This is a genomic window from Mangrovicoccus ximenensis, assembly GCF_003056725.1.
Classification (GTDB): Bacteria; Pseudomonadota; Alphaproteobacteria; order Rhodobacterales; family Rhodobacteraceae; genus Mangrovicoccus; species Mangrovicoccus ximenensis.
This window is the reverse complement of the sequence record NZ_QBKZ01000025.1, coordinates 1-20,205: the sequence shown is the minus strand read 5'-3', so window position 1 is coordinate 20,205 and position 20,205 is coordinate 1. Positions and strand designations below refer to the sequence as shown.

At 68.4% G+C, this 20,205-nt stretch carries 19 protein-coding genes and 3 pseudogenes; 17 read left to right on the top strand and 5 right to left on the bottom strand.

Annotation, left to right across the window (positions count from 1 at the left end; genetic code table 11):
• Positions 1-364: 364 nt before the first annotated feature.
• Positions 365-922, bottom strand: coding sequence for a DUF1285 domain-containing protein (locus C7T91_RS27765; RefSeq protein WP_108263147.1), 558 nt, complete (start codon positions 920-922; stop codon positions 365-367).
• A 102-nt stretch (positions 923-1,024) separates the two neighbouring features.
• On the opposite strand from C7T91_RS27765, the gene C7T91_RS27760 reads away from it, so the two are divergent.
• The 3 genes and pseudogenes from C7T91_RS27760 to C7T91_RS27750 form a co-directional block, all read left to right on the top strand.
• Positions 1,025-2,032, top strand: coding sequence for an AAA family ATPase (locus tag C7T91_RS27760; RefSeq protein ID WP_108263146.1), 1,008 nt, complete (start codon positions 1,025-1,027; stop codon positions 2,030-2,032).
• Entirely contained in the window at positions 2,029-2,940 is a 912-nt protein-coding gene (locus C7T91_RS27755; RefSeq protein ID WP_108263145.1) for a GIY-YIG nuclease family protein, read from the top strand. Before C7T91_RS27760 ends, C7T91_RS27755 begins: the two co-directional genes overlap by 4 nt.
• A pseudogene (locus C7T91_RS27750) lies at positions 2,937-3,209 on the top strand (DUF58 domain-containing protein); the annotation flags it as partial. The gene C7T91_RS27755 and the pseudogene C7T91_RS27750, both read left to right, overlap by 4 nt.
• Positions 3,210-3,431: 222 nt before the next feature.
• Here C7T91_RS27750 and C7T91_RS27745 read toward each other — a convergent pair.
• Together C7T91_RS27745 and C7T91_RS27740 are read right to left on the bottom strand one after the other, a co-directional pair.
• A pseudogene (locus C7T91_RS27745) lies at positions 3,432-5,384 on the bottom strand (molybdopterin cofactor-binding domain-containing protein); the annotation flags it as partial.
• Positions 5,377-5,871, bottom strand: coding sequence for a (2Fe-2S)-binding protein (locus C7T91_RS27740; RefSeq protein WP_236638560.1), 495 nt, complete (start codon positions 5,869-5,871; stop codon positions 5,377-5,379). The pseudogene C7T91_RS27745 and the gene C7T91_RS27740, both read right to left, overlap by 8 nt.
• 267 nt (positions 5,872-6,138) lie before the next feature.
• On the opposite strand from C7T91_RS27740, the gene C7T91_RS27735 reads away from it, so the two are divergent.
• The 7 genes from C7T91_RS27735 (at position 6,139) to C7T91_RS27705 (ending at position 11,475) form a co-directional block, all read left to right on the top strand.
• The gene (locus tag C7T91_RS27735) at positions 6,139-6,573 is read left to right on the top strand and encodes a MarR family winged helix-turn-helix transcriptional regulator (protein ID WP_108263143.1); all 435 of its coding nucleotides are present in this window, start codon (positions 6,139-6,141) and stop codon (positions 6,571-6,573) included.
• A 118-nt stretch (positions 6,574-6,691) separates the two neighbouring features.
• On the top strand, positions 6,692-7,366 hold the full coding sequence (locus C7T91_RS27730) for a TetR/AcrR family transcriptional regulator (RefSeq protein ID WP_108263142.1): 675 nt from the start codon (positions 6,692-6,694) through the stop codon (positions 7,364-7,366).
• 122 nt (positions 7,367-7,488) lie between these two features.
• Positions 7,489-8,238 (top strand): maleate cis-trans isomerase family protein, encoded by a 750-nt coding sequence (locus tag C7T91_RS27725; RefSeq protein WP_456237874.1) that lies wholly within the window; start codon positions 7,489-7,491, stop codon positions 8,236-8,238.
• 60 nt (positions 8,239-8,298) lie between these two features.
• On the top strand, positions 8,299-9,081 hold the full coding sequence (locus tag C7T91_RS27720; RefSeq protein WP_108263141.1) for an alpha/beta fold hydrolase: 783 nt from the start codon (positions 8,299-8,301) through the stop codon (positions 9,079-9,081).
• Positions 9,082-9,099: 18 nt separating this feature from the next.
• Positions 9,100-10,131, top strand: coding sequence for a M29 family metallopeptidase (locus C7T91_RS27715; protein WP_108263140.1), 1,032 nt, complete (start codon positions 9,100-9,102; stop codon positions 10,129-10,131).
• A gap of 62 nt (positions 10,132-10,193) precedes the next feature.
• Complete coding sequence (locus C7T91_RS27710) at positions 10,194-10,814, top strand: isochorismatase family protein (RefSeq protein WP_108263139.1); 621 nt, start codon at positions 10,194-10,196, stop codon at positions 10,812-10,814.
• A 46-nt stretch (positions 10,815-10,860) separates the two neighbouring features.
• On the top strand, positions 10,861-11,475 hold the full coding sequence (locus C7T91_RS27705) for a flavin reductase family protein (RefSeq protein WP_108263138.1): 615 nt from the start codon (positions 10,861-10,863) through the stop codon (positions 11,473-11,475).
• A gap of 222 nt (positions 11,476-11,697) precedes the next feature.
• Here C7T91_RS27705 and C7T91_RS27700 read toward each other — a convergent pair whose 3' ends face one another.
• Positions 11,698-12,711: a LacI family DNA-binding transcriptional regulator gene (locus C7T91_RS27700; protein ID WP_108263137.1), complete on the bottom strand. Its 1,014-nt coding sequence runs from the start codon at positions 12,709-12,711 to the stop codon at positions 11,698-11,700.
• 153 nt (positions 12,712-12,864) lie between these two features.
• Here C7T91_RS27700 and C7T91_RS40525 point away from each other — a divergent pair, with 153 nt between their 5' ends.
• From C7T91_RS40525 to C7T91_RS27670, 7 genes and pseudogenes are all read left to right on the top strand, one after another.
• Positions 12,865-13,989, top strand: a complete 1,125-nt coding sequence (locus C7T91_RS40525; protein WP_236638559.1) for an ABC transporter ATP-binding protein — start codon at positions 12,865-12,867, stop codon at positions 13,987-13,989.
• Positions 13,913-14,587 (top strand): 2-oxo acid dehydrogenase subunit E2, encoded by a 675-nt coding sequence (locus C7T91_RS27690; RefSeq protein ID WP_236638558.1) that lies wholly within the window; start codon positions 13,913-13,915, stop codon positions 14,585-14,587. The genes C7T91_RS40525 and C7T91_RS27690 overlap by 77 nt, the downstream gene beginning before the upstream one ends.
• 12 nt (positions 14,588-14,599) lie before the next feature.
• Positions 14,600-16,639: a dihydrolipoyl dehydrogenase gene (lpdA, locus tag C7T91_RS27685; protein WP_108263136.1), complete on the top strand. Its 2,040-nt coding sequence runs from the start codon at positions 14,600-14,602 to the stop codon at positions 16,637-16,639.
• A gap of 66 nt (positions 16,640-16,705) precedes the next feature.
• A complete protein-coding gene (locus tag C7T91_RS38175; protein WP_269102638.1) occupies positions 16,706-16,837 on the top strand; it encodes a hypothetical protein in 132 nt (43 codons plus the stop codon).
• Positions 16,838-17,329: 492 nt separating this feature from the next.
• A pseudogene (locus C7T91_RS37260) lies at positions 17,330-17,884 on the top strand (cytochrome c-type biogenesis CcmF C-terminal domain-containing protein); the annotation flags it as partial.
• A 5-nt stretch (positions 17,885-17,889) separates the two neighbouring features.
• Complete coding sequence (locus C7T91_RS27675) at positions 17,890-18,345, top strand: cytochrome c-type biogenesis protein (protein ID WP_108263135.1); 456 nt, start codon at positions 17,890-17,892, stop codon at positions 18,343-18,345.
• Between the two features lie 75 nt (positions 18,346-18,420).
• The gene (locus C7T91_RS27670; RefSeq protein WP_108263134.1) at positions 18,421-19,197 is read left to right on the top strand and encodes an enoyl-CoA hydratase-related protein; all 777 of its coding nucleotides are present in this window, start codon (positions 18,421-18,423) and stop codon (positions 19,195-19,197) included.
• Positions 19,198-19,201: 4 nt separating this feature from the next.
• On the opposite strand, the gene C7T91_RS27665 is transcribed toward C7T91_RS27670, so the two are convergent.
• A partial coding sequence (locus tag C7T91_RS27665) for an ABC transporter substrate-binding protein (protein WP_236638557.1) occupies positions 19,202-20,205 on the bottom strand: 1,004 nt, incomplete at its 5' end.

Here is a 20,205-nt window from a genome sequence, read left to right as displayed (position 1 = left end):
CTCGGGTCCGGACGGCAGGAGACAGGGCGCAGGCGGCATCCGGGTTCTCAGGAGGCCCGCCGACGGACACACGGGCGCGGCATTTCGGCAGGCGGAGGGCGCCTCGGTTTCCGCAGCCTCTGCAGCCCGGATCGGCACCGCCGGTGCGAAGAGGAAACCGAAGCTCTCCGCCAGTGCGCAGACCTCGGCGGCCGGCATGGCGGAGCCCCCGGCTTCCGCGGCTGCGGCGTCATGCGCGGCAGGAGCTGAAGGCAGGCCGGCACTGGCTATCCGGGCGCGCCGGGCAAGGTCCCGCCATCGCCCTGCATCCAGCCCCGCAAAGCCGTCCGCAGCCTATTCCGCAAAGCCCGCACCGGCCACGTGGCTAGCCCTGCATTTGCCCTGCGTCGATCATCGGGAAGAAGGCACCGCCCGAGCGGACGCCGAACCAGCCGTCCTGTTCCTCGCCGAGCTCGACCAGCCGGTAGAAGCTCTTGCGGTCGATCAGCGCCTCCAGCCCGGCGCGGACATGGATGTAGGGCGCGGGCTCGCCATCCGCTCCGGTCTCGACCCGGATCGCATGGTCCGGTCCCGCCGTCACGCTGTCGCCGACATGGGTGGCGAAGGTGATCTCCTGCGCCTCGCCCTCGCCGGACACCGTGAAGTCCACTGCCACGAAGGGCGCGTCATCGACGATGATGCCCACCTTCTCGACCGGGGTGACCAGGAAATAGGCATCTCCCTCCTTCTTCAGGATGGAGGAGAACAGCTTGACCATGGCCGGCCGGCCGATCGGCGTGCCCATGTAGAACCAGGCGCCGTCGCGGGCGATGCGCATGTCGATGTCGCCGCAGAAGGGCGGGTTCCAGAGATGCACCGGCGGCGGCCCCTTCTTCGCGGCGCGGGCGGCGGATTTCATCAGGCTGTCTGCGTCGGTGCTCATTTCCGGGCTCACGATGTTTTGCGCTTTTCCGTCATTTGTCATTTGAAACTGTCCGGGGACGTGGCTCTATGTTGGTAACATACCGCGCAAGAGGAGAAAGTCATGACCGACGGAGCCGACCTGGTGCAGGAAATCGAGGATCTGGGCCATGACCTGGCCGCAGCCAAGCAGAGCATCACCAAGCGGTTCATCGGGCAGGAGAGGGTCGTCGATCTCACGCTTTCGGCGCTCCTGTGCGGCGGCCATGCGCTTCTGATCGGCCTTCCGGGGCTTGGCAAGACCCGGCTCGTCGGCACTCTGGGCAAGGTGATGGGGCTGCAGGACAACCGCATCCAGTTCACCCCCGACCTGATGCCCGCCGACATCCTCGGCTCCGAGGTTCTGGAAACCGCCGAGGACGGCTCGCGCAGCTTCCGCTTCATCCGCGGCCCGGTCTTCTGCCAGCTCCTGATGGCCGACGAGATCAACCGCGCCTCGCCCCGGACCCAATCGGCGCTCCTGCAGGCGATGCAGGAGAAGCATGTCACGATCGCGGGGGCCGAGCACGCGCTGGGCCAGCCCTTCCACGTGCTCGCGACGCAGAACCCGATCGAGCAGGAGGGCACTTATCCGCTGCCCGAGGCGCAGCTCGACCGCTTCCTCGTGCAGATCGACGTGCCGAACCCGGACCGCGACACCGAGCGCGACATCCTGCTGGCAACCACCGGCGTGGTCGATGCCGAGTCGACCCAGGTCTTCACCGCCGAGAAGCTGATCGCCGCGCAGACGCTGCTGCGCCGGATGCCGGTCGGCGATGCGGTGGTCGAGACCATCCTCGATCTGGTGCGCGCCTGTCGGCCCGACGATCCGACCGCGCCGCAGGCGGTGAAGGACATGGTCGCCTTCGGCCCCGGGCCGCGCGCGGCGCAGTCGCTGATGCTGACGGTGCGCGCCCAGGCGCTGCTCGAGGGCCGTCTGGTGCCGACCGCCGAGGACGTGGCGCGCATGGCGGTCCCCGTTCTCACCCACCGGATGCAGCTGACCTTCGCGGCCCGCGCCCGCGGCCAGAGCCTCGAGAGCCTGATCCGCAGCGTCGCCGCCCAGATGACGAAGGTCGAGGCCGCGGCATGAGCGATCCGGGCCGGGGCCGGTCCCTGGAGCTCTACTTCGTCGACGGCACCCCCGACGGGCTGGTGACGGCCGAGATGTTCAACTGGACGGGCCATGTGCTGATGGTGCCGCGGGTCCGGCTGGAGGCGGCGCTGCGCCGTCCCGAGGCGGGCTATACCGGCGTCTACCTGCTGATGGGCGAGGACGAGGGCCGGGCGCGGCTCTATATCGGCGAGACCGAGCGCCTTTCGGGGCGGCTGAAGCAGCACGCGGCCGAGAAGGACTGGTGGGACCGCGCAGTTCTGGTGACGGCGCGGGCGGATGCGCTGAACAAGGCCCATGCGCGCTATCTGGAGGCGCGGCTCTGCGAGATCGCCCGCAGCCTCGGGCGCGATCTGGAAAACGGCAATACGCCGGGCGGGGCGGGTCTGTCGGAGGCGCAGGGTGCCAACATGGAAGGGTTTCTGGATGAAATACGGGTTGTTCTGCCGGCGCTTGGGGTAGATGCTTTCAGGGATCGTCGCGTCAACGTCTCCAAGCCGCAACCTGCGGACAAAGCCTCTTCAGGTCCCGTTTTTCGTCTGGAGCGTCCGAAGGCTGGCTTGGTGGCGCGGGCGCGGGTCTCTGACAATGCGTTCGTCGTATTGAAGGGGTCGCACGCGGCAACCTCGTGGGAAGGCCCTTCGAACCCTTCGCTTGCCAGGGACCACGCGGACCTCTGCAATGCTGGCATTCTCCTTCCTGACTTGGGTACGCCGCTTCTCGTGTTCCAGCAGGATTACACATTCAGCAGCCCGAGCCGCGCGGCTGATCTCATTGTTGGCCGGACCTCCGGCCGTGTCTTGGACTGGAAGTTGGAAACCACCGGCCAGACCTACAAGGAGTGGGAAGCCGCGCGGCTCGAAGCAGCGACAGAGGTGGCGGCATGACGGAGAGCGCAGCCGACCTGCGCCGGGACGCGCATGACATCTCCGAGGCGCTGCCGCCGCTCCTGGCGGATGCCGAGCATCTGGCCTCCAACATGCTCCTCGGCGCGCATGGCCGCCGCCGTCCCGGCACCGGCGAGGAATTCTGGCAGTACCGCCCGGCCCAGCCCTTCGACGAGGCGCGGCTGATCGACTGGCGGCGCTCGGCGCGCTCGGACCAGCAGTTCATCCGCGAACGCGAATGGCAGGCCAGCCAGACCGTGCTCGTCTGGGTCGACGGCGCCCAGTCGATGGAGTTCGCCTCGCGGTCGATGCCGCCGAAATCGCGCCGGGCGCGGGCGCTGGAAGGGCGCTTCGCGCAGCCGCACCCCGGTCGCGTCGAAGATCGCGTTGGCGATCGCCGCCGCCGCCGGCACAGCCGCGCTCTCGCCGACGCCGAGCGCGGGCTCGTCCGGGCGCTCGATCAGCATGGTGCGGATCTCGGGCAGCCGGTCGAAAGTCTGGATCGGGTAGGTCGCCCAGCTCTGCGGCGCCGGGGTGATCTCCTCGAAGGCGACCTCCTCATGCAGGGTCCGGCTGGCGGTCTGCATCACGTTGCCGTGGATCTGCGCGCGCACGCCGTCGGGGTTGATCACCAGCCCCTGGTCCTGGCCGACGAAGACGCGGGTCAGCGTCACCTCGCCGGTCAGCGTGTCGACCGTCACGTCGCAGACCCAGGCGGCGGCGGCGGCGGCCGTGCCGGGGAAGGTGCCGTGCACATAGGTCGCGTAGGCGAAGCCCTGGCCATAGGCCATCCGCCCCTCGCGGCGGAAGCGCGGGCCGGTGCGCTCCTCCCAGCCTGCCTCGGCTGCGGTGCGGCGCACCAGGTCGGCGGCGCGGGGATCGTCGAGATGGCGCAGCCGGAAGGCGACCGGGTCCTCGCCGGCCTCATGCGCCAGCTCGTCCATGAAGCTTTCATGCGCGAAGGTGTTCGGCAGCGCCGAGACGCCGCGCATCCAGGCGGCGCGCACCATCGGCGCCATGTCATGCACGGTGATCTTCTTGTTCGGCACGCGGTAGGGCGGCACCGTGGTGCGGTCGCCCATGTCCGAGGGGCGCGGCTCGGGCGAGATGCGCCCGGTGAGCAGCAGCGAGAGGTTCGGGCCGCGGTTCGACGGGTACCAGGTATCGAGCGCATAGGCATGCAGGTCGCCTGTCCCGGCGATGCCGCCCGAGACCTCCATCAGCTGCGCGGCGCCCTTCGGCTCCCACAGGGTTTCCTGCGCGCGGGTCAGCTGCACCCGCACCGGACAGCCCATCGCGCGGGCGAGGATCAGCGCGTCGCCGCAGACATCGTCGGCGCAGTTGCGGCCGTAGCAGCCCGCGGCCTGCAGGCGGCGGATCTCGATCGCCTCGGGGTCGAGCCCGGTCAGGGTGGCCAGATCGCCGCGCAGCATGTGCGGGTTCTGCGTGCCGCTCCAGACCACCGGGCGGCCATCCTGCCAATCGGCGACGGCGCAGGACGGGCCGATCGAGCCGTGCAGGTGGTAGGGCCAGACATAGCTCCGCTCGAGCCGGATGCCGCATTCGCCGATCGCGGCGTCGAAATCGCCGGTCCGGTCCAGCGCGCGCGGCGTCGACGGCGCCGCCTTCAGCGCGTGCTTCAGGTCGGACAGATCCGGCGCAGGCGGCGGCATCCGCCAGCTGACCGGCAGGGCCTCGGCGATGCGCTGTGCCTGATGCGCCGTCTCGGCGACGACGGCGAGGAAATCGCCCTCGCGGACCACGGCGAGGAAGCCCGGCATCTGCGCCACCGCCGCCTCGTCGAAGGAGACCAGCGACCGTCCGATGAAATCGCCGCTGTCGCGCCCGGCATAGGGCGGGCGGACCACATGGCCATGGACCATGCCGGCGACCTTCAGGTCCTGGATATAGGCGAAATCGCCGGTCGCCTTCGACGGCAGGTCGACCCGGCCCGCCGCCTGGCCGACGATGCGGTAGTCCTTCGGGTCCTTGACCGGCATCTCGGGATCGAGCCGCATCGCCACGTCCTTGCCCGCGACCAGGGCGGCATAGGTGACCTGCGTGTCCTTCCACACCACCGTGCCGCCGCGCAGCTCGACGCCGTCGGCCGGGGCGTTCAGCCGCCGCGCCCCCTCGCCCGCAAGGTAGTTGCGCAGCTGCGCCGCCGCCTTGCGCAGCGGGACCGCCGCCACCTGGATCGTCTCGGAAGCGATGGTCGGCCCCTGGTCGGGCGTGCACGCGGTATCGCCCAGCACCATCGCCACATCGCCCAGCGGCAGGTCGAGCTCCTCGGCAACGATCTGCGACAGCGCGGTCTCGATGCCGGTGCCCAGATCGACATGGCCGTTGAACCCGGTCACCTGCCCGGCGCCGTCGATCTGCACATGGGTGACGCGGCCGTCGGGACGATCCTCGAAAACGGAAACCAGACCGATGTCAGACATGGGCGCCCTCCCCGGCCTCTGCCAGAAGTTCCGCGGCACGTTCCACCGCCTCGATGATTTCCTGATGCGTGCCGCAGCGGCACAGGTTGTCGCGCATCCCCTCGCGGATCTCGTCGCGGCCGGGCCGCGGATTGGCGCGCAGGAGCGCCACCGCCGAGATCACCATGCCGTTCAGGCAGTAGCCGCATTGCGCGGCCTGCTTCTCGACGAAGGCCTGCTGCACCGGATGCAGCTTGCCGCCCTCGGCCAGACCCTCGAGCGTCACAACCTCGCGGCCCTCGACGCGCGCGGCGCGCAGCACGCAGGCGCGCGCGGGCTTGCCGTCGACGAGCACCGAACAGGCGCCGCATTGCGCCATGCCGCAGCCGTATTTGGGTCCGTTCAGCCCCAGTTCGTCGCGCAGCAGGTCGAGGAACACGCGGTGGCGGTCGGCACCGGCCATCACCGCTTGGCCGTTCAGCGTGAAGGAGAGGGATAGAGGGGACACATGCGCTCCTTTCAGGTCTGTCCGGATCCGTAGGCGAGAAATTTGGATGTACACAAACATTCTTTCCGCCTGACCGGGAACAAATCCGCCTTCCCGACCGTTGCGGCTGAAATTGTGCTGATGAAATGTGCATTTTGCAACGCGATTGGGCATTTCCTCCGGGGCAGCGATTTCCTGTTGTCTGCTGCAGCGAAAGAATGCCATCCCGAAGTTCCGAATCCCGGGCAAAACTGGAACGGCCGGTTCCGAGAACGAGGAAGACTGCCGATGGCGCCGCTCGAAGAAGACTCCGACTACAAGCTCGACGAGCAGGTGGGCTTCGCCCTGCGCAAGGCCTATCAGCGGCACATGACGATCTTTTCCGAGCACAATCCCGGCGGGCTGACCTCGATGCAGTTCTCGACGCTCTACCGGCTGGCGACCGAACCCGGGCCGATCTCGCAGAACGCGCTGGGGCGGCTCGTCGCCATGGATGCCGCGACCACCAAGGGCGTGATCTCGCGCCTCCAGGCGCGCGGCCTCGTCGAGACCGAGCGCGACCAGGTCGACAAGCGGCGCTACATGCTGCGCACCACGCCCGAGGGGCGCGAGCTGCTGGCCGAGACGCTGCCCACGATGAAGCAGATCACCGCCGACACGCTGGCGCCGCTGAGCGCCGAGGAGGCCGCGACCCTGCTGTCGCTCCTGCGCCGGATCAGCTGATCCGGACGGACCAGCCCGCGGATTTTTATTCATCAGTCGATGAAATAATCTGGACGGCACCTTGCCCCGGTCCCGCCCGGCATGGTTCATGGGACGGCCCCCGCCGGAAAGGACCGCCATGAGCCAGACGCAGGAACCGCGCCGCCGCCCCGGCCGCCCGAAAGCCGGAACCGACCGGCCGGACGTGCGCGACGCCATTCTCGATCAGGCCGAGTTCTGCTTTGCCGCCGCCGGCTTCGCCGGTGCCTCGCTGCGCGACATCGCCACCCGCGCAGGCGTGAACCAAGCGCTGCTGCGCTACTATTTCGGATCGAAGCAGGACCTGTTCGACGCGGTGTTCCGCCGCCGCGGCGGCATGCTGTCGGGCCGGCGCCACGTCCTGCTCGACCGTGCCTTGGCCGACCCCGCCCCGAGCGTGGACGCGCTGGTGCGCGCCTATCTGCAGCCGCAATGGGAAATGAAGCGCTCCGGACCGGGCGGTGCGGCCTTCATCGCGCTTCAGGCCCGCGTGCATGCCGAACCCGAGGCCCATGCGCTGGAGCTGCGCCGAGAGGTCTACGACCCCTCCCTGAAACGCTACATAGACGCGCTGGCGGATCTGCTGCCGGCGATCCCGCGGGACATCCTCGCCACGCGCATGGCCTTCCTGGTCGGCGCCTATCTCTTCATGCTGAACGATCTGGGCCGACTCGCCGATCTCAGCGAAGGCCAGATCCGCGAAATTCCCGCAGAGGACATGCTGGAACAGCTGATCTGCTTCCTCTCGGCCGGCCTGCGGGCGCCCATTAATTAGGCAACCGCTCCAAGAAGCCTCCAAAATTCATCTTTTCGCCAATATTGTTTGTACACACCCAATCTTTTCCTTATTCATCGTTCGAATAATAAAGTTAGGTATCCCGGAGGAAGGTGACCAACATGAAGACCTATCGCATCGGCCAGATCGTGCCGTCGTCCAACATCACCATGGAAACCGAAATCCCGGCGCTGCTGCGCGCCCGCGAGATGGTGGCACCCGAGCGCTTCACCTTCCACTCCTCGCGGATGCGGATGAAGCACGTCACCAAGGAAGAGCTGGCGAAGATGGATGCCGACAGCGACCGCTGCGCGCTGGAGCTGTCGGATGCCGGCGTCGACGTGATGGGCTATGCCTGCCTCGTCGCGATCATGTCGATGGGCCACGGCTATCACCGCACGTCCGCCGAACGGCTGACCGAAGTGACCCGCGGCAACGAGATGCCCGCCGAAGTCATCACCTCGGCCGGCGCGCTGGTCGAAGGACTCAAGGCGATGGGCGCGAAGAAGATCGCCGTCGTCGCCCCCTACATGAAGCCGCTGACCGAAATGGTCGTCGACTACATCCGCAACGAGGGCTTCGAGGTCGTCGACTACCGCGCGCTGGAAATCCAGAACAACCTGGACGTCGCCGCGCATGACCCGATGAACCTGCCCAGCATCGTCGCGGGCATGGACACGGCCGAGGCCGATGTCATCGTGCTCTCGGCCTGCGTGCAGATGCCGTCGCTGCCCGCCGTCACCACGGTCGAGGCGCAGAGTGGAAAGCCGGTGCTGACCGCCGCCGTCGCCACCACCTGGTCGATGCTGAAGGCGCTGGACCTGCCGACCCGCGTGCCGGGCGGCGGCGCGCTGCTGTCGGGCGCCTACTGAGACCGGAACGACACAGGGCCGGGCAGCGCTGCCCGGCCGCAAGGACAAGAGGACACCGAGATGGGCTTTGGCTACAACATCAACGCGAACGGCATCCGCCAGCACCTGATCCGCTGGGATGGGCCCGCGGGCGCGAAGCAGCTCCTGCTGGTGCCGGGCATCACCTCGCCCGCAATCACCTGGGGCTTCGTCGCCGAGCGGCTGGCCGAGAAATTCGAGGTCCACGTGCTCGACGTGCGCGGCCGCGGCCTGTCGGCGACCGGCGATCTCGACTATTCGCTCGACGCAATGGCCGATGACGCCATCGCGATCGCCGAGCAGATGGACAGCCCGATCCTGATGGGCCACTCGATGGGCGCCCGCATCGCGATCCGCGCCAATGCCCGCAATGCCGCGCCTTTCGCGGGCTATATCCTGGTCGATCCGCCGACCTCGGGCCCGAACCGCCGCGCCTATCCGTCGAAATGGCCGTGGTACGGCGACAGCATCATGATGTCGAAACGCGCCATCACCTTCGAGGAGATGAAGAGCTTCTGCCCGACCTGGACTGACGAGCAGGTCGCGCTCAGGGCCGAATGGCTGCATACCTGCCACTGGGGCGCGATCCGAATCGCCTTCGACGGCTTCCACACCGACGACATCCACCAGGACCTGCCGAAGATCGAGAAGCCCGCGCGGCTGGTGATCGCGGGCGGCGCCACGGTGGTCGACCAGGCCGACCAGGAGGAGATCGCCGCGCTGGCCCCGAAGATGCAGCAATGCATCGTCGAGGAGGCGGGGCACATGATCCCCTGGGACGATCTCGAGGGCTTCCTCGAGGCGGTCATGGATTTCGACGCATAACCAACAGGGAACACTGACATGGATCACGCGAGCTTCACCGAGATCTGCCTGCATCAGCTGAAGATGTCGGGCGTGCAGAAGGACGAGCGCCTCATCGTCCTGACCCAGGGCAACGAGCGGCTGGACTATGCCGATGCCTTCATGGCGGCGGGCATGCGGCTGGGCGCCAACATGTACCACATGCGCCTGCCGGCCCCGCCGGTCGTCGGCGCCTGGGCCGTGGGCCAGACCGGCCTGGCCGCGATGCCCGAGGCGGTCGAGGCGCTGAAGAACTGCGACATGCTGATCGACTGCATCTTCCTGCTGTTCAGCCCCGAGCAATTCGCCATCCAGGCCGCCGGCACCCGCATCCTGACCGCGGTCGAGCCGCCGGAACTGCTGGCGCGGATGCTGCCGACCCAGGAGATCCGCGAGAAGGTCACCATCGCCGGCGCCATGGTCGACGCCGCCAAGGTGATGCGCATCACCTCGCCGCACGGCACCGACGTGACCTACAAGCTGAACACCTATCCGGCGGTCACCGAATATGCCTGCACCGACGAGCCGGGCCGCTGGGACCACTGGCCCTCGGGCTTCGTCTTCACCGGCGGCGACGATGACGGCGTCGACGGCACCATCGTGGTGGCGCCGGGCGACATCCTCCTGCCGCAGAACATGTATGTCCGCGACCCGATCACCTACACGATCGAAAAGGGCTGGATCACCGACATCCGTGGCGGGCTCGATGCCGAGCTGGTGAAATCCTACATGGCGGCGTTCAACGACCCGCGCGGCATGGGCATGAGCCATGTCGGCTGGGGCATGAACCCCAATGCCAAGTGGCACAACATGGTGCCGGGCGCCTTCCCGGGCGGCATGGGCATGGAGCCGCGCGCCTTCTACGGCAACGTGATGTTCTCCACCGGGCCGAACAACGAGCTCGGCGGCCCGAACGACACCGCCTGCCATCTGGACATCCCGATGCGCGGCTGCTCGCTCTTCCTCGACGACAAGCCGATCGTCATCGACGGCGACATCGTCGTCAAGGAAATCGCGATGGAGCGCGCCTGACAGGCCGCCCGCCCCCGCGCCGGACGTCCGCCCGGCGCGGGACCCTTTCTCTCGAGGATCCCATGTCCCAGGAACAGACCTACAAGGCCGCGGGCTTCGGCGCCTCCGTGCCGCGCGGCACCCGCCCCGCCATCGTCGTCGTCGATTTCTCCTACGGCTTCACCGACCTGCAATACCCGACCGCCTCGGAGGCCTCCGCCCAGATGGCGGCGACCAAACGGCTCTGCGACATCGCCCGTGCCAAGGGCTTCCCCGTCGTCTTCACCACCATCGCCTACCATCCGGGCGAACTCGACAAGCTGCCCTGGCTGAAGAAGGCCACCGGCATGCGCGCGCTGATCGAAGGCACGCGGCTGGTCGAGATCGACGCAGCCACCGGCATCCAGCCGGAAGACGCCGTCGTCACCAAGAAGGGCGCCTCGTCCTTCTTCGGCTCGACGCTGTCCGCGCTGCTGGCCGGCGCGGGCGCCGACACGGTCGTGGTCTGCGGCGCAACCACCTCGGGCTGCGTGCGCGCGACCGTCGTGGATGCGGTCCAGTCGGGCTTCAACGTGCTGGTCCCGGCCGATTGCTGCGCCGATCGGGCGCAGGCGCCGCATGACGCAAACCTTTACGATATGGGCCAGAAATATGCCGATGTCACCGATGCGGATGACATCGCCGCCTGGCTCGAAAGCCTCTGACCCCAGGGCGGGCCGCCGCGCCCGCCCCACCGATAGGGAGACTGCCATGTTCTACCGCACCGACGGCGAGCGGCCGCTGCCGCGCGACCCGCTGACCGCAATCGTCTCGCCGCGCCCGATCGCCTGGATCACCACCCGCGGCAGCGACGGGCAGGTCAACCTGTCGCCCTATTCCTTCTTCAACGCCGTGGCCTACACGCCGCCGCAGGTGATCGTCGCCTCGATCGGCGACAAGCCCGACCGCGAGGCCGGCAAGGACAGCTTCGCCCAGGCCAGGGCCAGCGGCGTGCTGTGCATCAACATCGCGGGCTATGACGACCGCGAGGCGCTGAACGCGTCTTCCGCGCCCTTCCCCGCCGAGGTGAACGAGGCGGCGCATCTGGGGCTGGAGCTTGCCGAGTGCGAGACCATCGACTGCCCGCGGCTCGCCCATGCGGCGGCCTCGCTGGAATGCCGGCTGACCCAAGTGGTCGATCTGGAAGGCCGGGCCAACCGGCTGATGATCGCCCGGATCGAGGCGATCCATCTGCGCGACGACTGCCTGACCGAAGAGGGCCGGTTCGATGTCACGCGCTTCAAGCCCCTGACGCGGCTGGGCTATTCCGATTTCGGCGCGATCGAGAGCGTGTTCCGCATGCCGCGCCCGAAACTGCCCGGGTGACGCCCGGCCTCCCGCCATGACGAAAAGGCAGATCCGGGTTGCATGATTGTCGGTTGCGGCGGCGCGGCACAGCTGCGATGTTAGCGCCATCGACTATCACGAGTATCTCAGGTTTCGACCGGCTCCTCCTCCTCCCTGAGCCGCGGAAACCATGGCGGCCTGCCTCGCGCAGGTCGCCTTTTTTTTGGCCCGGCTCCCGGGCAGCCCTGCGGCTCCGCCGGCTCAGGTGCTTTCGCGCGGCAGGATGTTGAAGGCGGTCAGCAGCGGCGCGCCCCGGCGCTGCGCCTCGTCGCCGAGCAGGATCGACACCGCGCCGCGGCCGATCGCATCCGAGAAGGGTGCCACCGTGGTCAGGGTCGGCGTGATCTGCCGCCCGATGTCGTAATCGCCCCAGCCCGCCACGGCGATCCCGCCGGGCACCGACAGGCCGCGGCGGTTGCATTCGAATATGGCCCCGGCCGCAACCACGTCGGTCGGACAGAGCACCGCGTCGATCCGCCGGTCGCGCGCGAGGAAATCGTCGATGATCTGCGCCCCGGCGCCGAACCCGTCTGCCGCGCGCACCGTCATCACCAGATCATCGGCAAGCCCCGCCGCGAACATCTCGCGCCGGAAAGCGGGAAGCCGCATCGAGTAGCGCATGCCGCCGCCGCCGGCCACATCGACGAAGCCGATCCGGCGGCGGCCTTGGGCGATCAGGTGGCGGGTCAGCGCGGAGCTGGCCCCGCCGACATCGTAGGACACGCCCCGCCCGATCGCATCCTCCCCCGCCCAGGCCTCGACCACCGGAGTGCCCGAGAGCTCCACCAGCCGCTTCAGCTCGCGCGCATGCGGTCCCGCGATCAGCGCCAGCCCGGCGACCCGCAGCCCGAGCAGGGTCTGCGCCGCAGCCAGCTCTTCCGCCGGGGTCTCGGCGATCATCGTGATCACGGCATAGCCCCGCTCCGCCGCCGCCTCGCGCAGGCCGACCGTGTAGCGGTAGAAGGAGGAGTTGCGCATCGAGGGCAGCACCGCGCCGATCACCCGGCTGGACCCGGCCGCCAGGAGCCCGGCCGAGAGGTTCGGCACATAGCCGAGCTCGGCCGCGACCTTCATGACCTGCGACTTGGTCTTTTCCTGCACGCGCTCGGGATAGCGGAAGCAGTTGGACACCGTCATGGGCGAGACGCCCGCCGCGCGCGCGACATCCTGCATGGTCAGCTTGCGCGGCTGACGGGAATCGGTGGCGTCGGACATGGCTCCTCCTGGACCGTCGGAAAATGCGGCAGCGCAGCAAAAATCGCAAGACAAAGCACCGCCGCGGAACTTTGCCCTTTACATTTTATTGTAGCGCTACAATTCTAGGAAGGCCAGCCCTCGCGCCCCCAGTCTGACTCGATCGGAGCCATGATGACCGACGCCTCTTCCGCCCTGACCCTCACCGGCATCCGCAAGGACTTCGCCGGAGTGCAGGCCGTGCGCGACCTCGACCTTGCCGTGGCACCGGGATCGCTGGTGTCGCTGCTCGGGCCTTCGGGCTGCGGCAAGACGACGACGCTGCGCATGGTGGCGGGCTTCGAGGCCCCGGATGCTGGGCGGATCGAGATCGGCGGCCAGGACATGACCCGGCTGCCGCCGAACAAGCGCGGCCTCGGCATGGTCTTCCAGAACTACAGCCTGTTCCCGCATCGCACCGTCGCCGAGAACGTCGCCTTCGGGCTGCGCATGGCCGGAGCCCCGAAGGCGCGGCAGGAGGACGAAACCCGCCGCATGCTCGACATGGTTCACCTGGCGGGACGCGGCGACATGTATCCCGCGCAGCTTTCCGGCGGGCAGCAGCAGCGCGTCGCGCTGGCCCGCGCACTGGTCGTGAACCCGCGCGTCCTGCTGCTCGACGAGCCCCTGGGCGCGCTCGACAAGGCCCTGCGCGAGTCGATGCAGTTCGAGATCCGCGAGATGCAGCAGCGGCTCGGCATCACCACGCTCCTCGTCACCCATGACCAGGAAGAGGCCATGTCGATGTCCGACAGCATCGCCGTGATGCATGGCGGCCGCATCCTGCAGCTCGGCGCCCCCGACGAGATCTACGACCGGCCCGAGACGGATTTCGTGGCGACCTTCCTCGGCACCTCGAACCTCTTCGCGGGCGACGTCATGCCGGACGGCCGGGCGATGCAGGCCGAGGCCGGGGTGATCGCACTCCCGCAGCCCGCCGTTCCTGGCAGCCGCGCGACCCTGTCGGTGCGCCCTGAGCGGATCGTGCTGGGCGGCGCGGCCGACGAAGGTGAACGGCACCGGCCGCAAGGGCCGTATCCTGCGCGAGGACATCGCCAAGGCGCTGAAGGCGGCCACCCCGGCGGCGGCGCCCTCGGCAGGCGGCGCGGTCTCGGGCGGCATGGGCATCCCGCCGGTCCCGGCGGTCGACTTCTCCAAGTTCGGCCCGATCGAGAACGTGGAGATGTCGCGGATCAAGAAGATCTCGGGCCCGGCGCTGCACCGGTCCTGGCTGAACGTTCCCGCCGTCACCCACAATGACGAAGCGGACATCACCGAGCTGGACCAGTACCGCAAGGAAATGGACACGATGGCCAAGGAGAACGGCTATCGCGTCACGCTGCTCAGCTTCGTGATCAAGGCCTCGGTCTCGGCGCTGAAGGAACACTGGGAGCTGAACTCTTCGGTGCATCCCGACGGCGACAAGCTGATCAAGAAGAACTTCTACAATATCGGCTTCGCGGCGGACACGCCGAACGGGCTGGTGGTGCCGGTGATCAAGGATGCGGACCGCAAGGGCCTCGTGGAGATTTCCAAGGACCTGATGGAGCTCTCCGGCAAGGCCCGCAAGGGCGAGCTGAAGGGCGGCGACATGTCGGGCGCGACCTTCACGATCTCGTCGCTCGGCGGCATCGGCGGCACGTCCTTCACGCCGATCGTCAACGCGCCGGAAGTCGCGATCCTCGGGCTCACCCGCTCGAAGATGGCGCCGGTCTGGAACGGCTCGGAATTCGTGCCGCGCCTGATGCAGCCGCTGTCGCTGTCCTATGACCACCGGGCCGTCGACGGCGCGCTGGCAGCCCGCTTCTGCGTGACGCTGAAGACGCTGCTCGGCGACATGCGCAAGCTGATGTGGTAAGGAGAGTTCCCGATGGATGTCAAAGTACCCGATATCGGTGATTTCACCGATGTGCCCGTGGTGTCGGTCCTGGTCTCGGTCGGCGACGTCGTCGCCGCCGAGGATCCGCTGATCGAACTCGAATCCGACAAGGCGACGCTCGAAGTCCCGTCCCCGGCGGCCGGCAAGGTCGTTGAGATCAAGGTGGGCGAGGGCGACAAGGTCTCCGAAGGCTCGCTGATCCTGGTGCTCGAGGCCGAAGGCGCGGCGGAGGCCCCCGCGGCCCCTTCGGCAGCCCCGGAAGCGAAATCCACGGGCGGCGGCGCGATCGACGTGACCGTGCCGGATATCGGCGATTTCACCGATGTTCCGGTGGTTTCGGTGCTGGTCTCGGTGGGCGACACGGTTGCCGCCGAGGACGCGCTGATCGAGCTGGAGTCGGACAAGGCGACGATGGAAGTGCCGTCGCCTGCGGCCGGCGTCGTGAAGGAGATCAAGGTCGCCGAGGGCGACAAGGTTTCCCAGGGCTCGCTGATCATGGTGCTCGAAGGCGAGGGGGGCGCGTCCTCCGGGGCCGTCGAGGCCCCGAAGGCCGCGGCTGCACCGGCGGCTCCCGCCGCCGTCGCCGCCACCGGCACCGCATCCGGCAAGGGTGATCTTCACGCAGAGGTGGTTGTGCTGGGCTCGGGCCCCGGCGGCTACACGGCGGCCTTCCGGGCGGCTGACCTCGGCAAGAAGGTCATCCTGATCGAGAAGAACCCGACGCTGGGCGGGGTCTGCCTGAATGTCGGCTGCATTCCCTCGAAGGCGCTGCTGCATGTCGCCAAGGTGATCACCGAGGCCGAGGAGATGGGCGCCCATGGCGTCAGCTTCGCCAAGCCGAAAATCAACCTGGACGAAGTCCGGGCATTCAAGGACGGCGTGGTCGGCCAGCTGACCGGCGGGCTTTCCGGCCTGTCGAAGGCGCGCAAGGTCGAGGTCGTGCGCGGCATGGGCAAGTTCGCCGGGCCGAACATGATCGAGGTCGCGGGCGAGGACGGGACGAAGACCGTGTCCTTCGACCAGTGCATCATCGCAGCCGGCTCGGAGCCGGTGAACCTGCCCTTCATTCCGCAGGAGGATCCGCGGGTGGTGGACAGCACCGGCGCGCTGGAGCTGCGCCAGATCCCGAAGCGGATGCTGGTCCTCGGCGGCGGCATCATCGGGCTGGAGATGGCCTGCGTCTATGACGCGCTCGGCGCGAAGATCACGGTCGTGGAATTCATGGACCAGATCATCCCCGGCGCCGACAAGGACATCGTCAAGCCGCTGGCCACGCGGATCGGCGGGCGCTACGAGAACGTCTTCCTCAAGACCAAGGTCACCAATGTCGAGGCGCTGAAGAAGGGGCTGAAAGTCACCTTCGAGGGGGCCGACGGCAAGACCTTCGAGGACACGTTCGACATGATGCTGGTTGCGGTCGGCCGCCGTCCGAACGGCAAGGCGATCGATGCCGAGAAGGCGGGCGTGCTGGTCGACGAGCGCGGCTTCATCCCGGTCGACAAGCAGCAGCGCACCGGCGTGCCCCATATCTTCGCCATCGGCGACGTGGTGGGCCAGCCGATGCTCGCCCACAAGGCGGTGCATGAGGGCAAGGTCGCGGCCGAGGTCTGCGCCGGCGAGAACCGCTGGTTCGACGCGCGGCTGATCCCGTCGGTCGCCTATACCGACCCCGAAGTGGCATGGTGCGGCGTCACCGAGACCGAAGCCAAGGCCAAGGGCATCAAGGTCGAGAAGGGCGTGTTCCCCTGGGTGGCCTCGGGCAAGGCGCTGTCGAACGGGCGCAGCGAGGGCATGACCAAGCTGCTGTTCGACCCGGAAGACCAGCGTGTCATCGGCGCCTGCATCGTCGGCACCAATGCGGGCGACCTGATCGCGGAGGCTGCCCTTGCCATCGAGATGGGCGCGGATGCGGTCGATCTGGGCCACACGATCCATGCCCACCCGACGCTGTCGGAGACGGTGAACTTCGCCGCCGAGATGTTCGAGGGCACGATCACCGACCTGATGCCGCCGAAGAAGAAGAAGCACTGAGCTTCGGCGGTCCGACGATCCTGAGCGCGCGCCCCCGGGCGCGCGTTTTCGTTTCGGGAGCAGGGCATGAGGACGGAGCGGAAGGATTTGCGGAACGGGGTCTGTCTCGGCCTGACGGCGGGGATCGCGATCGCTACACTGGCGCTGGTCCATCTCGGCGTCCTGCCGGTGACGGAGCAGATGCCGTTGGCGGAGTAGATAACTGCGCTGGCCGGGGTGGCGGCTGTCCTGACCGGCCTCGTGGCGGTGCTCTGCGTGGCCAGGATGCTGCGGACCACCGAAGAGACATTGGCGGCGACGCAGGAGATCGGGCGGAACCAGATGCGCCCTTGGCTGACGGCTCCGCTGCCGGAAGCCCGTCTGGAGGAGGCGGTGCCTCCAGATGTGGCGCAAATGCTTGTTTCGGCAGGGTTGCGGGCCCGGAATTTCGGGCAGGTGCCCGCGATCGACATGACCGGATCCGTCGATCATCGGAAGCGGCCGGGGGAGCGTGAGTTCGGCTATCCGCGGCCTTCCGGTTTCGGCGCGGTGATCCCGCCGGGAGAAGAGGCCTTCTTTTTGGTCATGCCAGTTCCTCTGTTCCGGGAAGAGCACAGGGGCGCTGCATTCCGGGGAGCGCTCAACACTCAACATAAATCTCCTACACGGACCCGCTGCAAGACCGCATGTCTTTTCCGATCGGCGCGCTGCACCGGCCGCGGCGATGCGCGGCTGCGGCGGCTCGCCAACCTGCCGCGCGCCGACTGGGGCAAGGCGGTGGCCCATGCCGGTCTGGGCGTGACCTTCATCGGCATCGCCGCGATGACCGCCTGGCAGACCGAGGACATCCGCGTCGCGCAGGTCGGCGACCGGTTCGAGGTGGCGGGCTACGGCATCCAGCTCGACGGCGTCGAGGAGGTGCAGGGGCCGAACTACTACTCCACCATGGCCACCATGTCGGTCTGGGACGGCGAGCGCCGCCTGGCGACCCTGCATCCCGAGAAGCGCGTCTATCCGGTGGCGCAGATGCCGACGACCGAGGCCGCGATCGACAACGGCATCTGGCGCGACTTCTACCTGGTGATCGGCGATCCGCAGGCGGCGGGCGGCTATGCCGTGCGCACCTACGTCAAGCCCTTCGCCAACTGGATCTGGGCGGGCGCGATCATCATGTCGCTCGGCGGATGCCTCAGCCTGACCGACCGCCGCTTCCGCGTGGCGGCGGGCGAAGCGAAATCCTGGGCGCGCCCGGTGCCGGCGGAGTGACCCCGATGCGTTCCCTGATTGCCGCCCTGATGATCGCCGCCGCGGTCCCGGCCCTTGCCGTGCAGCCCGACGAGGTGCTCGACGATCCGGCGCTGGAATCCCGTGCCCGCGAGCTGTCGAAGGAGCTGCGCTGCCTTGTCTGCCGCAACGAGAGCATCGACGAGTCGAATGCCGATCTGGCGCGCGACCTGCGCATCCTCGTCCGCGAGCGCCTGACCGAGGGCGACAGCGATGCCGAGGTGATCGACTTCGTCGTCGACCGCTACGGCGAATACGTGCTTCTGCGTCCGACCCTGACCGGGGCCAACGTGATCCTCTGGATCGCCGGGCCGGTGCTGCTGGTTGCCGGCCTGGGCATCGGCTTCGCCTTCCAGCGCCGCAACCGGCTGTCGCGGGACACCGCGCCCGAGGCGCTGAGCGCCGAGGAAACCGCCCGGCTGAAGGCGATCCTCGAAGACTGATGCCGTGACCCTGCGTTGCGCTTCCCTTCGCGGCGGGCTCGGCTAGTCTGGCGCGGGAACCGGGCGGAGGACGGCATGGACTACGAGACGATCGCGCTTGAGACGGCAGAGGGCGTGGCGGTGATCCGCCTCGGCCGGCCGGACCGAAAGAACGCGCTGAACACGCGGATGCGGGCTGAGCTGCTGCATGCGCTGAAGGCGGCGGAGCCGGCCGCGCGGGCCATAGTGATCACCGGGTCGGGCGACGCCTTCTGCGCGGGCCAGGACCTGGCCGACAAGGGCAATGCCGCCAGTCTCGACATCGAGCGGACGCTGCGCGACGAATACGAGCCGCTGCTGCGCGCCATCCATGACTGCCGCCTGCCGGTGATCGCGGCGGTGAACGGCGCGGCCGCCGGGGCGGGGGCGAACCTGGCGCTTTCGGCGGATGTGGTGATCGCCGCAGAACGCGCGGTCTTCCTGCAGGCGTTTTCGCGGATCGGCCTCATTCCGGATGCGGGCGGCACCTACTGGCTGCCGCGGCAGATGGGCTTTGCAAAGGCGATGGGGGCGATGCTCTTCGCCGACCCCGTCACCGCGCGGCAGGCCGAGGCCTGGGGCATGATTTGGCAGGCGGTGCCCGATGCCGAATTCGAAACGGTCTGGCGCGGGCGCGCCGCGCAGCTCGCCCAGGGGCCGACCGAAGCCTATGCCCGGATGAAGCAGGCGCTCCGGGCGAGCTTCGAGAACGGGCTCGACGCGCAGCTCCGGCTCGAAGCGCATCTGCAGGGCGAATGCGGCCGGACGCGGGATTTCACCGAGGGCGTCATGGCCTTCCTGGAGAAACGCCCGGCGCGGTTCGAGGGGCGCTGAGGCCTCAGCCCTCCAGCGCCAGCGCGTGGACGTCGATCATGTCCTTGTGGTTGCGCTCGGCGCCTGCGATGCCGGGCCGGTGGTGGCGCATCAGCCGCCGCCAATAGGGCTGAACGATCACCGCCTGGTCGCGCAGCCGCTCCTCGAGCTGGCGCATGACATCGCGGCGTTCTTCCGCAGCGGGCAGGCCCTTGGCGCGGTCGAGCAGCGCGTCGAATTCCGGATCGGCGAAGCCGGTCTCGTTCCAGGCGCCACCCGAGCGGTAGGCCAGATCCAGCACCTGCACCCCCAGCTCGCGCGCGTTCCAGTTGGTCGAGGAGAAGGCGAAGCCCTTCCAGTTGGCATTGTACTCGCCTGCGGGCAGGATGATGCGCTTCACCTTGAAGCCCGCGTCGCGGAGCTGCGCGGCCATCACGTCGGTGGTGAAGCGCCGCCAGTCATCGTCGATCGAGACCAGCTCGTGCTCGAATTCCAGCATCCCGGCCTCTTCCATCAGGCGGCGGGCTTCGGCCACGTCCTGCTTCGGCGGCGCGATCCTGGCATAGGCGGGATGCATCGGCGCGACATGGTGGTTCTCGGCCACCAGCCCGCGCCCGTCATGGCCGAGCTCCAGCAGCACCTCGTTGTCGACGGCAAGCTGCAGCGCGCGGCGCACGCGGAGATCGCCATAGGGCTTGAAGCCGCCCAGCTCATGCGCCTGGCTGGCGCGCAGCACGATGGTCGAGGCGGTGTCAAGTTCGGAGCGGACCCAGCCGATCCCATCCATCACCGGTCCGTAGGCGCCGCCGGTGTCGTAATTCACGTCGATCAGCCCGGCCTCGGCGGCATCCGCCACGGCGGCCGGATCGGGGCCGAGATCGATGAATTCGATGCGGTCGACATGGCCGGGGCGCCAGGGGCTGCGGCCGGGATCGCGCTCCAGCACCACGCGGCTGCCGGCCTCGTATTCGGCGATCCGGTAGGCGCCGGTGCCGATCTGCCGGTCGAGCGGGCTTTCGCCGATGGCCG

What these genes read in the sequence shown, in the direction of transcription:
- C7T91_RS27675 (WP_108263135.1), top strand. Translation starts at nt 17,890, where the DNA reads ATGCGTTCCCTGATTGCCGCCCTGATGATCGCCGCCGCGGTCCCGGCC.
- lpdA (WP_108263136.1), top strand. Translation starts at nt 14,600, where the DNA reads ATGGATGTCAAAGTACCCGATATCGGTGATTTCACCGATGTGCCCGTG.
- C7T91_RS27730 (WP_108263142.1), top strand. Translation starts at nt 6,692, where the DNA reads ATGAGCCAGACGCAGGAACCGCGCCGCCGCCCCGGCCGCCCGAAAGCC.
- C7T91_RS27765 (WP_108263147.1), bottom strand. Translation starts at nt 922, where the DNA reads ATGAGCACCGACGCAGACAGCCTGATGAAATCCGCCGCCCGCGCCGCG.
- C7T91_RS27720 (WP_108263141.1), top strand. Translation starts at nt 8,299, where the DNA reads ATGGGCTTTGGCTACAACATCAACGCGAACGGCATCCGCCAGCACCTG.
- C7T91_RS27755 (WP_108263145.1), top strand. Translation starts at nt 2,029, where the DNA reads ATGAGCGATCCGGGCCGGGGCCGGTCCCTGGAGCTCTACTTCGTCGAC.
- C7T91_RS38175 (WP_269102638.1), top strand. Translation starts at nt 16,706, where the DNA reads ATGAGGACGGAGCGGAAGGATTTGCGGAACGGGGTCTGTCTCGGCCTG.
- C7T91_RS27760 (WP_108263146.1), top strand. Translation starts at nt 1,025, where the DNA reads ATGACCGACGGAGCCGACCTGGTGCAGGAAATCGAGGATCTGGGCCAT.
- C7T91_RS27670 (WP_108263134.1), top strand. Translation starts at nt 18,421, where the DNA reads ATGGACTACGAGACGATCGCGCTTGAGACGGCAGAGGGCGTGGCGGTG.
- C7T91_RS27700 (WP_108263137.1), bottom strand. Translation starts at nt 12,711, where the DNA reads ATGTCCGACGCCACCGATTCCCGTCAGCCGCGCAAGCTGACCATGCAG.
- C7T91_RS27705 (WP_108263138.1), top strand. Translation starts at nt 10,861, where the DNA reads ATGTTCTACCGCACCGACGGCGAGCGGCCGCTGCCGCGCGACCCGCTG.
- C7T91_RS27735 (WP_108263143.1), top strand. Translation starts at nt 6,139, where the DNA reads ATGGCGCCGCTCGAAGAAGACTCCGACTACAAGCTCGACGAGCAGGTG.
- C7T91_RS27715 (WP_108263140.1), top strand. Translation starts at nt 9,100, where the DNA reads ATGGATCACGCGAGCTTCACCGAGATCTGCCTGCATCAGCTGAAGATG.
- C7T91_RS27710 (WP_108263139.1), top strand. Translation starts at nt 10,194, where the DNA reads ATGTCCCAGGAACAGACCTACAAGGCCGCGGGCTTCGGCGCCTCCGTG.
- C7T91_RS40525 (WP_236638559.1), top strand. Translation starts at nt 12,865, where the DNA reads ATGACCGACGCCTCTTCCGCCCTGACCCTCACCGGCATCCGCAAGGAC.
- C7T91_RS27725 (WP_456237874.1), top strand. Translation starts at nt 7,489, where the DNA reads ATGAAGACCTATCGCATCGGCCAGATCGTGCCGTCGTCCAACATCACC.
- C7T91_RS27690 (WP_236638558.1), top strand. Translation starts at nt 13,913, where the DNA reads ATGTCGCGGATCAAGAAGATCTCGGGCCCGGCGCTGCACCGGTCCTGG.